Annotated in this window: 10 protein-coding genes and 1 tRNA gene; 2 read left to right on the top strand and 9 right to left on the bottom strand. The window is 62.1% G+C overall.

Annotated features, from left to right (window positions below; genetic code table 11):
• From ACFDR6_RS33450 to ACFDR6_RS33460, 3 genes are read right to left on the bottom strand one after another with little or no spacing between them, the layout of a single operon-like run.
• Positions 1–768 (bottom strand): ABC transporter ATP-binding protein, encoded by a 768-nt coding sequence (locus tag ACFDR6_RS33450; protein WP_375860960.1) that lies wholly within the window; start codon positions 766–768, stop codon positions 1–3.
• On the bottom strand, positions 765–1,541 hold the full coding sequence (locus tag ACFDR6_RS33455) for an ABC transporter ATP-binding protein (RefSeq protein ID WP_375860961.1): 777 nt from the start codon (positions 1,539–1,541) through the stop codon (positions 765–767). Before ACFDR6_RS33455 ends, ACFDR6_RS33450 begins: the two co-directional genes overlap by 4 nt.
• Positions 1,541–2,824 carry an ABC transporter substrate-binding protein gene (locus ACFDR6_RS33460; protein WP_375860962.1) on the bottom strand — a complete coding sequence of 428 codons (1,284 nt, stop codon included), beginning with the start codon at positions 2,822–2,824 and terminating at the stop codon, positions 1,541–1,543. The genes ACFDR6_RS33455 and ACFDR6_RS33460 overlap by 1 nt, the downstream gene beginning before the upstream one ends.
• Positions 2,825–3,478: 654 nt before the next feature.
• Here ACFDR6_RS33460 and ACFDR6_RS33465 point away from each other — a divergent pair.
• Positions 3,479–4,516 carry a helix-turn-helix transcriptional regulator gene (locus ACFDR6_RS33465; protein ID WP_375860963.1) on the top strand — a complete coding sequence of 346 codons (1,038 nt, stop codon included), beginning with the start codon at positions 3,479–3,481 and terminating at the stop codon, positions 4,514–4,516.
• A gap of 15 nt (positions 4,517–4,531) precedes the next feature.
• Here the strand turns inward: ACFDR6_RS33465 and ACFDR6_RS33470 are convergent, their stop codons facing one another.
• Both ACFDR6_RS33470 and ACFDR6_RS33475 read right to left on the bottom strand, forming a co-directional pair.
• Complete coding sequence (locus ACFDR6_RS33470; RefSeq protein WP_375860964.1) at positions 4,532–5,701, bottom strand: MFS transporter; 1,170 nt, start codon at positions 5,699–5,701, stop codon at positions 4,532–4,534.
• Between the two features lie 100 nt (positions 5,702–5,801).
• Positions 5,802–7,751 carry a primary-amine oxidase gene (locus ACFDR6_RS33475; RefSeq protein ID WP_375860965.1) on the bottom strand — a complete coding sequence of 650 codons (1,950 nt, stop codon included), beginning with the start codon at positions 7,749–7,751 and terminating at the stop codon, positions 5,802–5,804.
• 287 nt (positions 7,752–8,038) lie between these two features.
• Between ACFDR6_RS33475 and ACFDR6_RS33480 the strand changes: the two genes are divergently transcribed.
• On the top strand, positions 8,039–9,688 hold the full coding sequence (locus ACFDR6_RS33480; protein WP_375860966.1) for an acyl-CoA synthetase: 1,650 nt from the start codon (positions 8,039–8,041) through the stop codon (positions 9,686–9,688).
• Between the two features lie 403 nt (positions 9,689–10,091).
• Here ACFDR6_RS33480 and ACFDR6_RS33485 read toward each other — a convergent pair.
• From ACFDR6_RS33485 to ACFDR6_RS33500, 4 genes are all read right to left on the bottom strand, one after another.
• Positions 10,092–10,167: transfer RNA gene (locus ACFDR6_RS33485), tRNA-Lys, on the bottom strand.
• 181 nt (positions 10,168–10,348) lie between these two features.
• A complete protein-coding gene (locus tag ACFDR6_RS33490; protein ID WP_212091685.1) occupies positions 10,349–10,945 on the bottom strand; it encodes a Spy/CpxP family protein refolding chaperone in 597 nt (198 codons plus the stop codon).
• A gap of 195 nt (positions 10,946–11,140) precedes the next feature.
• The gene (locus tag ACFDR6_RS33495) at positions 11,141–12,145 is read right to left on the bottom strand and encodes a TRAP transporter substrate-binding protein (RefSeq protein WP_317242616.1); all 1,005 of its coding nucleotides are present in this window, start codon (positions 12,143–12,145) and stop codon (positions 11,141–11,143) included.
• 221 nt (positions 12,146–12,366) lie between these two features.
• Positions 12,367–13,929 (bottom strand): 2-isopropylmalate synthase, encoded by a 1,563-nt coding sequence (locus ACFDR6_RS33500; RefSeq protein ID WP_212091680.1) that lies wholly within the window; start codon positions 13,927–13,929, stop codon positions 12,367–12,369.
• Positions 13,930–14,707: the final 778 nt, after the last annotated feature.

The raw sequence follows: 14,707 nt of genomic DNA on the forward strand, positions 1-14,707 counted from the left end.
TTACGCCTTTCGAAAAACGTTCAACGCGAGGGCCGCGGAGGCCTCTCCCTTGAGCTTGCCGACATGCATGCCGATGACGCGATCGACCCGTCCCTCGAGCAGCGCAACGTTCTGCTCCGCAATGATCATCGCGGCATTCCCGAGCTCGACGGCCATCAGTGCATTGATCACGCTCTTGCCGATCTTTGGCGCCAGCCCGAGCGATGGCTCGTCGACGAGGAAGAGCGACGCATCCGTCATCAGGCCGCGGCCGATCGACACCATGCGTCGTTCGCCGCCCGACAGGCGCCCCACGGGTACGCCCATGAGCTTCCGCAACGGTGGAAATATCTCCAAGATGCGGAGCTTGCGTGCGGCGCGATCGCGCCAGGCCACCGCGGTGTAGGCCCCGGAATCGAGATGCTCCTCGACCGTTAGGCCGTGGAAGATCTCGTCGCCTTGCGGAATAAACGCCAATCCCGCGCGCACGATCTCGTGGGTGTAGCGCCCCGGCCCCTGGCTTCGCGTGCGACCAACTTCCCTTCCGTTCAGCTTGATCGAGCCGCGCTGCCAGCCGGTAAGCCCGGCGATTGCATAGAACAGGGTCGACTTGCCGTGGCCATTCAGGCCGACGATGCCGATCCGCTCGCCACACTGGACCACGAGGTCGAGATCGTGAATGACGCGAACCGGCCCATAGCCCGCGGACAGTCCCTTGACGTTCAGGACCTCGCGCTGCGGCTGACGCGCCGGAGCGCCCGGCAAATGGTTGCTCACGGAGATATTCATGCATCGGCCTCTTCGCTGAAATCCTCGAAGTAGGCCGCGTGGACCTTCGGATCCGCCATGACGTCCTCCATCAGCCCTTCGGAAATGACCTCCCCGGCATCCATCACCAGAATGCGGTCGGCGATCGTCCCGAGGAGCTCGATGCGGTGCTCGACGATGAGGATCGCAATGTTCATTTCCTTGGCCAGGATCCGCAGGAGTGTATCGATCTCGTCGACCTCCGAATTGATCAGGCCGGCCGCCGGCTCATCCAGCAGCAGCAACGAGGGCCGGCGCATCAGCAGGCAGGCCAGCAGCAATTTGCGCCGGTTGAAGGTCTCGAGCTGCGTCGCCGGCGTGTCGTCACTGATCTTCAGGCCGACGAGGTCGGCGCCGTATTCGGCATCGAACCTGGTGAGAAACGGACGATGAGCCTGACGTGCCGCCTTGAACGTCTCGCCGACGGTCAGCTCGTCAGGGACCACCGGCGTCTGGAACGTGCGTCCGATCCCGAGGCGCGAGCGGGAATACAACGGCAAGCCCGTAACATTCTCGCCCTTGAACCACACTGAGCCGCTCTTTGGCGGCATCCGGCCGGAGAGGATTTCAAACAGGCTGGTCTTGCCCGCACCGTTCGGCCCGATGATGCCCAGCACTTCCCCCGCCTCGACCTGCAAGTTGATGTTGCGCAGGATCTCGCGACCGCCCAGATCGAGCGAGATGCCGTTGCAGGCGAACAGGACGGGCTTTCCGCCCCGTTCAGCCGCACCGTTTCGGGAGATTTGTCTGAGCATCAGCTCCACCACGGCGCAGAGATCAGCTTCGTTTCCGAGACCGGGCCGGGATAGACGATCTTGTGCTCGCCACCTTGGATCTGGACATAGAGCTGCGCGACGCCGGCCTCGAGCTTGCCCGCCTGCAATTCGTCGCCGCCATTGTCCGGGAAATGGCGCGCTTCCTGATATGGGTTGCCCATGTCGACATAGCCGCAGACGCCGCGCTGCGGGTTGGCCCGGATCCAGTCGCAGACCTCCTTGAACTTCCGGGGATCACCGACCGCTTCCCAGGCCTTCTTGAGGTAGTAGGTCTGATCGTAGGCAATGCCGGTATAGGCGAGCCCGGCAATGCCGGGGAAACGCTTCTTGTACTTCTGCCTGTAGGCGAGGCCCCTTTCGTCACCATAGATGCCCATGGTCGTGCCCCAGACGAAGCCGTTCGCCGCCGAACCGGCTAGCTCGAGGAATTCCGGCTGCGAGGGGCCGTACTGGAGATACACGAGTGAATTTCGCACCGGACTTGCCACGAACTGCTTGCAGAACGCGGCGTATTCAGCGGCCACCCAATGGTCCACCATGATTGCGGCGGCATCGACCTCCTTCATCTCGCGAATGACCGGTGCCCAGTCCTGCACGGGATACTGGATATCCGTGATGCGGGCGACTTCGAACTTGCCGCGCCGCTTGATCGCCTCCTGGGCCGCACGCGATATCGTTTGGCAGTAACCGATCTGCTCCTGAATGATATGAACCTTGCGGTTCTTCGGCTTCCAGACGCCCCCTTGCTCCTGGTCTTCAAGCCAAAGAGCATAGCTCCATCCGTAGTTCACCTCGGACGGACAAAACTGGAAGATGTGGCCGTACTTGTCCGGCTGCTCCTTGACGGCAGAGGTGCCGGCGCGTTGCGCGTTGCCGTTGATGTAGGGACATTTGTACTTGACCGTCGCGTCCATCGCAGGCAGCGGGACGAGCGTGAAGGCAAAGGAGATCGCATCGACCTTGGCATCCACGCAGGCGGCCAGTGCCTGCTTGGAGGATTCCGGGGAGAGAACGTTCATATCCGTTGTGAACAACTTCAACGGCCTGCCGAGGATGCCGCCTGCGGCATTAATCTCCTCCATCGCGAGCGTCGTCCCGTTCAGAAAGTCCTGATGATCTGCGACACCCGCTGCTGCCGTCTGGCAGTAGGGAACGCCGAGAACGATCGGCTGGCCGGCAAGCGCCGTCCGTCCAACGAACGGTGCGGCCACGATGGCGCCGATGCCCGCGGTCACTGAACGCCTGGTGAGTTTGGAAACCATCCGAGCAACCTCTCCTGCAATCGCGCGCAGGTCTTCGGCATCGCGACCGAGACCAGGCCGGATTTCTGTTAACACTAAGACGATGCGATCACGCGTCGTCGGGTGATTAGCGGCCTCGATCCGTGTCCCCACGGACTGACATGGTGGTTTCGGCCGAACCGCATGGATCAGAGCCTCGGTTTTCTGCCGATTTTCAGCAATACGTCAGCTGACCGATTTTGAAGGCTGATCCGGAAGGGCCCCGGTGTGATGCAGACCGACGTTGCGCGTGCGAACAGGGTTCAGGGGTGACGACTTGGGCAGCAAGCCACGCCCAGATTTTCATCAGTCGGCGGCAATGAAAGTCCTCTTGCGTCAGAATTGCTGGCCCTGATCGTGGTGGAGTGTGACACTGTTTTGACTAAAGGAGTGACCGCCTGTAACATGCAGTTGCAGCTTTCAGCTCGGCGTCTCGACTCGATCCGGGCCGGTCGAGATCAGCAGAGCGAATGGCCACATCGTCATGTGGCAGCTCGCATTGGTTGGCGCGGTCCTTGCTCTGCTCTGAGGACTTGAAGCACTACGCAGTGCCGCCGGTCCAACGGATCATTAGCGGCCAAGAAGAAGATTCGATCACGAACCGTGGCAAGATCTTTCACGAGCTGGAGGCTCACAGTGAAATCGGCAGCGATCGACCATGCGATGTCGGCTACGGTGCGGCTCGATGCACCGGCGGCAGCCCTGAATGATCAGATCATTGATCAAGCGACGCAGGTGACGCGCTTGTTGCGCGAGTTCGTGAGGAGCGAGGCGATCGCCCTGGTTGCGATGGATCCGATCTCCCGAATCCATCGCCCTCTTGCCGCCGATGGGTACACCGACAGAACGATGTCCTACGTGCTCGACGGATTCCCCAACTCCTGCCCCGCCTACGCCATCGCGCGCGAGAAGGACACGCACTCAATGCGCTGGCGAGACTACAAGCGCAACTGGAATCTCTATTTGCCGGACACATTCACCGCTCAGGAATACCTGATCCCGGATGGGTTCAGAGAAGGCTCGACGATGTGCCTGCGCGTTGCCGATGGCCGCTACATCGGGGCCATCCACATGAGCTGGTCCAAGGAGGCGCACGCCAAGGACGAGCACCGCGAGATGACCGAGCGCTTCCGCCCGATTCTACTGAATATCTGCGATCGGCTCAGGACACCACAGTTGCTGGCCGATGAGCTGGCGCCAGGCGCCTATGCCATCGCGGTCTCCCCGAACGGGTTTGCATTTCACCTCCCCAACCGTAGTCCGGGACCCTATCTCGGCGAGGGCGGAGAGCTTCGCCGGCTCGTGCTGGAGAAGGCGAAGTCCCCCAACGCTCAACGCTTCGTCTGGCCGGACGAGGCCGGCCGCTGTCACCAGGTCACGATCACGCCGTGCCGCGGAAATATCCTTCTGATCACGGAACAAGGCATTCGCTGGCCGTACAATCTCTCGCTCCGGGAGATTCAGATCCTGCATCTCGTGACCAGTGGCGCGTCAAATCCCAACATCGCCGAGCAACTCTTCGTGTCGCCGCGCACGGTGTCCACGCATATCGAGCATATCCTCGCAAAGATGAGCTGCGACTCGCGCACGCGACTGGCGGCGCTTGCGGTGTCCGAAGGACTGCTGCTGGCGGAGTCCCCTTCCCGACGGTCGCGGAACTTCGCTGGTCATTGATCGGCCAAGATTATTTCAGCCGGATGGCGCGGCTTGCCCGGGCACATCTTTCAGAAGCACCACGAGACCCGCAGCCACGAGGCAGGCAAGGCCAACGCCGGCGAATCCGACCGCATAGGCAGCGAGGCCGAGGGCGCCGATCCCGGCAGACGCGATAGCGCCTCCTGCCAGGTGCATCACCGTCATCCAGCCCATTGCTCTGCCGACGCGTCTCGTGCTCAGATTGCCGGACATCAGCCTGACCAGCGCAGGGAACGTCAGTGCCGCATCAAGGCCATAGAGCGCGCCGAACTGGGCCAATTCGACGACGCTGAAGCCGGTGAAGGGAAGCCAGAGCAAGAGGAGCGCGCGGACGACGAAGTAGAACGCCACAAGGGCTCGCGCGGGACAACGGTCCGCGAGATACCCGCTCACCACACTCCCTATCGCGCCGCCGAGCACGACCATCGCCATGACGTCGGCGCTCGATGCGAGGCCGAGACCCGCGCCCATGCAGAGCATACCGAGCTGGCCGTCGATCAGGCCGGAAGTCGACGCGCCACAGATGCAGAAGATCGTGGCAAGGACCCAGAACTGCCAGGTCTTGTCCTTTGGACACGATGATCCGTGCCGGTTGGACTTGGGCTCTCGCGGAGAGGCTCCTCGCCGGGATTTAGGGACAAGGGCAACGGCGAATGCCGTTGCAAGCACGCCGACGGCCGCGGCCTGAAATACGAAGCACCAGTCGAGCGCATTGGCCGCGCGCGATGCCAGCAGCAGTCCCGCCGCCGATCCCAACGGCTGCATCGACGCCAGGAGTCCGAAGCGTGTCCCGCAATGCGTCGCGCCGCCGCGGCTGCCGACCACCGCTCCCAGAAGGGATGCGCTCAAAGAGCCACTGAAGCCAACACCCAGCCCCCAGGCCATAGTGAGATGCCATGGCGACGCCGCGCGCGTCGTCGATGCAAGCGACAGCGCAAGGAGAGCCAGACTGACGACCAACGGCGCTCGAATGCCCCAGCGTTCGAGGCTGTACGCCGCGAACGGCGCTGCGCAGGCAGAGATTGCAATGCCGAGCGTGATCGGCCAGCCGACGTCGGAGGGCTGCCAGCCCAGATCCTGCTGGATGGTGACGGCCAGCAATGCGGGGAGGACGCGCGCCGCCGCGCCGACAAAGATTGCCAAAGCGATGATCGCTAAGGCCATCGATCTGGAGCACGCTCCGTTTCCAACGAAGGATGCACGACCGGCCCACGATGGCAATCGGACTAGCTGGACTGCGACCGGTCCGGTGGCGAGCCGTGCCCTACTCGGCGGCCTGCGCATGACAACTCGCGGCGTTCCTGTCGGGCGCGAGATCGATGCCAGGATTGCGATCGAAGAAACCGCTGGGCATCAGCTTGAAGCCGGTGAAGATGCAGGGTTGAACGGGAAAGTCCTCAGGGCGGACCTGATGATGAAGACCGAAGACGTGCCAGAGCACGATATCGGTGTTCTCGATATTGCGGTTCTTCCTGACGTAATCAGAGACACCTCCCGTCCCATCCGAGTGGTTCATGTGTTCGCCGGCCGGATATCGCTCTTCGGGATCGAAGGCCGTCACCCAGAGCTGGTTCTTGATGAAGGTCGATCGCCTGCCCGACGGCGATTCCGGGTGAATGAATGGGGTCACGGGATGACTGGCTTCGAGCTTGTACCCCGTTGGAGTGCCAACCCAGTTCTTGCGATTGGGGTTGATAATCTTCCAGGCCCGATGCGTCGCGGGGTTCACCTGGCGGCACCCGCCAAGCTCGGTCTTGAGAACCGTTTCCTCCTCGTGGAAACCGTTGCCATAGGCATTGTCCGGTCCCCAAGGATCGGCCTTCGTGTTGAGCTCGACAACACTGTTGTCGTCACCGTCAATACTCATGTCGAGGCGCGCGCAGAAAATATGCTGGTGAATGTGACCGACGACGCCGGGGGCTACCTCCCTGCCGTACTTGCCGGGGTAGCCCGGGTGGCACGCGGCCGTATTGATGATGCCAGTCGCCTTGAGCTCGAACTGGATCGAGCCGTCCGTATGGAAGTACCAGAACAGCCCATATTCGTAGTTCGCGACCGTCGCAATACAGGAGATCACCAACCTCCGGGCACGCCGCGACTCAACATTGTTAGAGCGGAAGTCCCAATGCTTCCACAGAAGGCCGGCATCCTCCTCATGGATGCAGATCGCGTTTTCGATGGTGACCACTTTGCCGTCCATCGTTGCGAGATGTGCATCGAGATAGGCTATGGCACCAAGGCAATCACAGCCGAGCTTCAGCGAATTGGCGAGCTTTCCTATGCCGTACTCGCCGATGTCGAAGACGTTCTTCCGAAAATGCCCCTTCTCTGTAGTGCCGTATGGGACGACCATTTCCACCAGCGATGCGCGGTGCGCGATCGGCCGCCCGCCGTAGCTGATATCATGCAGAGTTAGGCCCTCGCGTGAATTGAAGCCGACAAGCACGGACCACCGGTCCCATTCCAGGCGATGCCCATCGAGTTTGAACGAAACGCCCTCGGGCTGGACGATATTGAGCGGCTTGTAGGGCGTACGCGGCTTTTTGATGAATTCCGCCTCGTAATTCACCTCCGCCTTCGGAATTGGAATGATTTCGTGGTCGTCGACGCGGATAATCTCATAGGTCTTGATGTCAACGACGGCGTTCAGGCCACCGATGGGGTGCGCGTAGAGATTGTCGTTCTCTCGGAGACGCAGCCACGCGAAGACGTGGGCGAGGTAGCGCCCGTCCTCGCCCGGAATGTCAAAATTGCCGGCCGACCAGGGATCGACGCAAACGAGCGACATGTCCTCGATGCCGCGCTTCTTGCAGGCGGCAATGAACTCGGGAGCCGCGCGGACGGCGTCTTCGATGGCCGTGAACTGCTCGAGCTGGATCATCGGCTTGGCTGACGGGAGATAGCTGGAGGTGAGAATCTTCTGCTCGTTCAGCGAGACAGCTAGCCGCCAGATACCGTCCTGCCTGCTTTGAAACAGATTAACGCGTGCAGCTCTGTCGATCTGCTCTCCCGACCTGTACCGACGAACGATCGCCTTCGTCGGTTCGAGAAGCTCGATCGTCTCAAAGAGAAAGTCGGCACCGTATTGTGGATCTTTGCGAACGATCTCAATGACGGCTCGAATTTCGGCAGCGGTCAGGGAATCAAGAGGATGCTTCACTTCATCCGCACGTTGGTCACAGCTGCAGGACGATGGAGCAACGACCTTATCCATTATCTACCTCCCTCTTGGCGCGACTAACGCAAGAACAATCCGAGAATTGCAGCCCGCCTTCGTCTGCAACATCCAACCACCTCAGCAACACCTTTGCTGGATCCCAACCATGCTCGCTCCTATCCAAGCGACGGTTCGCAACCAGCTAGTCCCGGAGCTTCCGCTGCGCGTCATTCTCCGACAATACGTCAGTCGACCGATTCTGCAGGTTCGGGCGTGCTGCTATCAGATGGACTACTAACTTGCGATCAGGCGGCGCCGCCTGATGCCCAGGGAGGGAGCGATTGGTGAGTGAAAAGCACAATCCCTATGACGTAGGTTTGGATAAGTGTTCGGCTAATTTCGTGCCTTTGACGCCGCTGAGCTTTCTATCGCGCACGGCAGCCGTCTATCCAGATCTCACCAGCATCATTTACGGGGACCGCAGCTTCACATGGGCGCAGACTCATGAACGGTGTAAACGGTTTGCATCGTACCTCCGGCGGCGTGGCGTCGGTGTCGGTGATACGACAGCAGCCATGCTCCCGAACGTTCCGGCCATGAACGAGCTACACTTTTCGGTGTCGATGGCCGGCGCGGTGCTCAACGCGCTCAACGTCCGCCTCGATGCGCCCTCGATCGCGTTCCAGCTCGACCATGGCGGCGCGAACACCATCCTGGTCGACCCGGAGTTCTCAAGCGTCATCACTGATGCGCTGGCCCTGATGAAGGGCCCCAAACCGTTTGTGGTCGACGTCGACGACCCATCATTCAGGGGCGGCAGCCGCATCGGCGAGATTGAATACGAGGCAGCCGTCGCCGAAGGCGATCCAGGCTTCGCGCCGATCACGCCGGGCGACGAATGGGACGCGATTGCGCTGAGCTACACCTCGGGCACGACGGGCAATCCCAAGGGCGTCGTCACCCATCATCGCGGCGCCTATCTGAACGCCGTCAGCAACATCCTCGCCGGCAATCTCGGCCAGCATCCGGTCTATCTCTGGACGCTGCCGATGTTCCACTGCAACGGCTGGTGCTTTCCCTGGACCATTGCGGCGGCCGCCGGCATCAATGTCTGCCTGCGCAAGGTCGAGCCGACCAGGATCTTCGAGCTGATCAAGCACCACGGCGTCACCCACATGTGCGGCGCGCCGATCGTCTACAACACGCTGATCAATGCGCACGATGCGCCCAGGGGCAGCGCTGCGCGCCGTGTCGTCGGCCTGATCGCGGGTGCAGCGCCCCCGGTCGCGGTGCTCGAAGGCGCCGAAAGCATCGGCATCAAGCTCACGCATGTCTATGGACTGACCGAAGTCTACGGCCCCGCCTCTGTCTGCGCCGAGCAGCCAGGCTGGGACGATCTTCCCGCAGCCGACCGCGCGCGCATGAAGCGACGCCAGGGCGTGCCCTACCCGCTCCAAGAAGCCGTCACCGTCATCAATCCGAAGACCATGCAAGAAGTGCCACGCGACGGCGAGACTATCGGCGAGGTCATGTTCCGCGGCAATATCGTGATGAAGGGCTACCTCAAGAACGAGAAGGCAACGAAGGAAGCCTTCGAGGGCGGCTGGTTTCACACCGGCGACCTCGGAGTGCTCGATGAATACGGCTATGTCATCATCAAGGACCGCTCCAAGGACATCATCATCTCCGGCGGCGAGAACATTTCCTCGGTCGAGGTCGAGGACATCCTCTACAAGCACCCGGCCGTGCTGTTCGCGGCCGTGGTCGCAAAACCCGATCCGAAATGGGGTGAAGTGCCCTGTGCCTTCGTCGAACTCAAGGACGGAGCCAGCGCGACCGAGGCCGACATCATTGCATTCTGCCGCACGCATATGAGCGGCTTCAAGGCGCCCAAGGTCGTCGTGTTCGGGCCAGTCCCGAAGACTTCCACAGGCAAGATCCAGAAGTTCCTGCTGCGCAATCAGGTCGACTCGGCGAAGGCGATCTCTGCTTGAGCCACCGGCTCCGAACGCCGCCAGCCGGCCGATACGTGACAAATCGCGGGCAGGCACTCCGCGTCGCGCTCCTTCCCTCAACTGCCCGGATCTCTCACGAGCTCCGGGCACTTTTTTGACACGCAGCGATCCACTCGGCGCGATGACAGCTTTCGCTGCCGAGGCTCACATTAGAGGCTCGGTGCGAACCATGGGTCGTTCGCAATATACGCATCCAGCGCGTCGCTTTCGAACTCGCAGAGCTGACGTTGGTCATCGGCAGCCTATTGTCACCGCTCCACGAAGCGTCCAACTGATCGCAACAAATCGTAGACTAGCCCGCGAAATCGCAAACGATCGTAGCGAGATTTCCAACTAAAAAGGTCCGTTCCGATGTGCAATCGGTTTAAGCAATTGATTTGCTTGGTGGGCGCACCAGGGCTCGAACCTGGGACCCGCTGATTAAGAGTCAGCTGCTCTACCAACTGAGCTATGCGCCCGAAAGGCGGTCAATTGCCTTGCGAGGCCGGTCGTTTAGCAAAGCGATCCGGGTCTGGCAAGCGACCGGACGCAAGTTTTCCAAGGGGTTCAACGAGGGTTCGCCAACATCCCCACAAAAGCGAAAAGCCGCTGGATTCCAGCGGCTTCGCCAAGGTTAATCGTCGCAGAATCCCCGATGGCTCAGAGCCGGCCCTCGCGGTCCCGGTCCGAACCCCCGTCACGGTCGAAACGGTCATGGTGGCCCATGCCCCGCTCCATCATGCGGTCCATGCCGCGTTCCATGAAGTGGTGGCGGTGCCGGGGGCCGTCCTCGCCGCCGCCGAACGGGCCGCGGTGGCGGGTCAGCACGGCGAGGCGCCGCTTCTGGCCCTCGTCCAGGGTCTTGTACAGCGGGTCGGCGGCATCGGCGATCTTCTTCAGGGCCGCGGAGCTGGCGCCCATGTCCTCGGCGCGCTGGCGCAGGCGGGCGATCGGATCCTCGGGCTTGTCGGCGTCGCCCGGCCCGGCATTCATCCGCGCATTGGCGCGGTCGATGCGCAGCTTGGCGAACTCCCGCACAGCGGCCTCGACCGGCGGCCACAGCTTCTCCTGATCGGCGGTGAGCTTCAGCCCGGCATGGACCGCGGCGATCCGCGCGTCGACGAAGGCGGCCCGGTCTTCCGGGTTCATGCGGATGTGGCGCACGTGCTCCATCCACGGGCGATGATATTGGGCATAGACCGCGCCCGAGCCGGCAATGCTGAGCACGGCGATGGCGGCGATGGTGAACTTCCTCATCCGAACCTCCTCTGGAAGGATGTCCATCAAGATGGGCTCGGTGCGGCTGACACGCAAATTACAACTTGGACAGGGAGCGCTTCTTTACCGGGATGTAACGGCCGATTTTACCTCCAACCGCGATCGGAAATCATTCGCAACAGAAAGGCTTCCGTGCAGACCGCACGGAAGCCTTTCGTTGATCGTTCGGATGGATCAGTTCGTCGTGGTCTTGGCCTCTTTGAGGAATTCGTCGATCAGCGGCTGGCCGATACGGCCCGCGGCGTCCTTGTAGACCGGCTCCATCGCCTTGCGCAGCGCCTCGTCCTGCTCCGGCGTGAGCTTGACGATCTCGCTCTTGCCGCTCTTCTTGATCTCGGCCAGCGCGTCGTCGTTTTCCTTCTGCGACTGCGTGTTGCTGAAGTCGGTCGCTTCCTTCATCGCCTTGGTGAGCGGGTCGCGGATGTCGGCCGGCAGATCGTCCCAGAACTTCTTGTTCACGATCACGACGTAGCCGATATAGCCGTGATTGGTCTCGGTGATGTACTTCTGCACCTCGTGCATCTTCTGGGTATAGATGTTCGACCAGGTGTTCTCCTGGCCGTCGACCACGCCCGTCTGGAGCGCCTGGTAGACTTCCGAGAACGCCATGACCTGCGGCAGCGAGCTCAGCGCCTTGAACTGGGCCTGGATCACCCGCGAGGACTGGATGCGGAATTTCAGGCCCTGATAGTCGGCAGGCGTCACCAGCTTCTTGTTGGCGCTCATCTGCTTGAAGCCGTTGTCCCAATAGGCAAGGCCCGTGATGCCCTTGGCATCAAGCAGCTTGAGAAGCTTCGTGCCGAGCGGGCCTTCCGTCACCTTCCGCAGCGTCTTCAGATCGGGAAGGATGTAGGGCAGATCGAACACCTCGAACTCGCGGATGCCGAGCGGCCCGAACTTCGAGTTGGACGGCGCCAGCATCTGCACGCTGCCGAGCTGGAGCGCCTCGAGCTCTTCCTTGTCCTTGTAGAGCGTCGAGTTCGGATAGACCTCGACCTTGACCTTGCCGCCGGTGTACTTCTCGGCGAGCTCCTTGAACTTCTCCGCGCCCTTGCCCTTCGGCGTGTCGGTGGCGACGACGTGGCTGAACTTGATGATGATCGGCGATTGGGCCAGTGCGGGGCCGGTCAGGCCAAATGCCAATGCCGCGACGGACGCAGCGATCGCGAAGGTGCGCATAATCTCTCCCTGTTGTTTTATTTGAGCCGCCGGCGTGCCGAGCGGCCTATCCTCATGCCGACAGTATCAATACAGCCCGGCGGCTTCCGCTGCTATTGGCCGTTAGCAGGGCAGGCATCACCTTGGCCGTCATTCCGGGGGCGGTCCGCAGGACCGAGCCCGGAATCTCGTCATTCCGGGCTCGATGCTTCGCATCGCCCCGGAATGGCGAACTTCGCTCGTCAGCTCGCCGCCGCGGTGCTCACCGTGTCGCGCTGGCGCTTCATGACGATCTTGTTGAGCGCACCGAGATAGGCCTTGGCCGAGGCCACCAGCGTATCCGGATCCGCCGCGCGGGCCGTCATCGAACGCCCCTCCTGCGAGAGGCGAACCGATACCTCCGCCTGCGCGTCGGTGCCTTCGGTGACCGCGTGGACCTGGTACAGCTCGAGCTTGGCCTCGTGCGGGACCAGGCGCTTGATGCAGTTGAACACCGCGTCCACCGGACCGTTGCCCTCGGCCTCCTCGATCTTGATCTGGCCGTCGACGTCGAGCTTCATGGTCGCGCGCTGCGGGCCATGGGTGCCGGCGATCACGGTCAGCGAGGTCAGCTTGATGCGGTCGTGGGAGGCCGCCATCTTCTCGTCGACCAGCGCCTCGATGTCCTCGTCGTAGATGTCCTTCTTGCGATCGGCCAGAGCCTTCATCCGCGTGAACGCATCTTCCAGCTGGTTCGGGCCGAGCTTGTAGCCCATCTCCTCCAGCTTGTGCACGAAGGCATGGCGACCGGAATGCTTGCCCAGCACCAGCGAGGATTGCTTCAGGCCGACCATCTCGGGACGCATGATCTCGTAGGTCGAAGCGTCCTTCAGCACGCCGTCCTGGTGGATGCCGCTCTCATGGGCGAACGCGTTCCGGCCGACGATGGCCTTGTTGTACTGGACGGGAAACGAGGTTGCCGCCGAGACCACCTTCGAGGCGCGAGTGAGCTGGGTGGTGTCGATCTTGTTCCAATAGGGGAATTTGTCGTTGCGCACGTTGATCGCCATCACGATCTCTTCGAGCGCGGCGTTGCCGGCGCGTTCGCCGATGCCGTTGATGGTGCACTCGACCTGACGCGCGCCGCCGGTGATGCCGGCCAGCGAGTTGGCGACCGCCATGCCGAGATCGTTATGGCAGTGCACGGAGAAGATCGCCTTGTCCGAATTCGGCACGCGCTCGATCAGCGTCTTCATGAAGTGGGTGTATTCCTCCGGCACCGTGTAGCCAACGGTGTCGGGGATGTTCACCGTGGTCGCGCCGGCCTTGATCACGGCCTCGACGATGCGGCACAGGAAATCCATCTCGCTGCGGGTGCCGTCCTCGGCCGACCATTCGACGTCGTCGATCTGGTTGCGCGCGCGCGCGACCATGGCGACCGAGGTCTCGATCACCTGCTCCGGGGTCTTGTTCAGCTTCACCCGCATGTGTAGTGGCGAGGTCGCGATCACGGTGTGGACGCGGCCGCGTTTTGCAAACTTCACCGCCTCGGCGCAGCGGTCGATATCGGCCGGGTGCGCACGGGACAGGCCCGCAATAACCGCGTTCTTGGAGCGGCGGGCGATCTCGCTGACGGCCTGGAAGTCACCTTCCGAGGTGATGGGGAAGCCGGCTTCGATGACGTCCACGCCCATATCGTCCAGCAACTCGGCGACCTCGAGCTTTTCCTCGAAGGTCATGGTGGCGCCGGGGCACTGCTCGCCGTCGCGCAGCGTGGTGTCGAAAATGATGACGCGGTCCTTGTCGGACTTGTTCGCGGTGGCCATTTCAAATTCCTTTTGAGCTTTTGCGCCGTTCAATGGTCTGGGCGCCTGAGGTGTCCGGTGATCTCGACCAACCCCTGAGTGCCCAGGCGCGTAGCGCCCAGCCGGCCCTCAGGGGCAAGTAAGAAGAAGGCCGCCAATAAGGAGGGTGGGCAGCAGCGCGGCCGGGATCGTGGCGGCGGCCAGAGCCACCTCCCCCGAAATCCCCTCGATGTGGCCGCGAATCAGCATTGCCAGACCCTTTTGAGCCCACAAATCCTCGGTCAAAACCGTTGACGGTTGGTTGCCGGGAGGCTCAGTGGCCTGTTTCTAGACGAGAAATGGCAGCAACTGCAACGCCAAAAGATGGTCAAGGAGGCTGACCTGGTTGGGGGCTTGGTCTCCGTGTCCCGGACACGCTGCGCCGTTCTTACGCTGCGGCGCAGAGCCGGGACCCAGGGCCACACCCACAATACGGCGAGATGGGCCCCGGCTCTGCAGCGCACCACCCCGGACGATGTTTCGCATCGCCGGGGGCGCTGCGCTGCGTCCGGGGCACGAGAACGGAGAGGGACGCGCGCCCTGCACGTCATTGCGAGGAGCCCTTGCGACGAAGCAATCCAGACTGCCTCCGCGGATGGATTTCTGGATTGCTTCCGCCTTCGCCAAGGCTTCGGCGGACAGGTCGCTGCGCTCGCAATGACGGAGTGTGACGCAACCGCATCGCGCTTCCCGCACCATCTCGCTTGCAGACACGCCTTATCGCTCTCGCGGCTGAACTCGCCCGAGCTTTGCTTGATCA

Origin of the sequence: Bradyrhizobium tunisiense, from assembly GCF_042263385.1 — a bacterium.
In the GTDB taxonomy this organism is placed as follows: domain Bacteria; phylum Pseudomonadota; class Alphaproteobacteria; order Rhizobiales; family Xanthobacteraceae; genus Bradyrhizobium; species Bradyrhizobium tunisiense.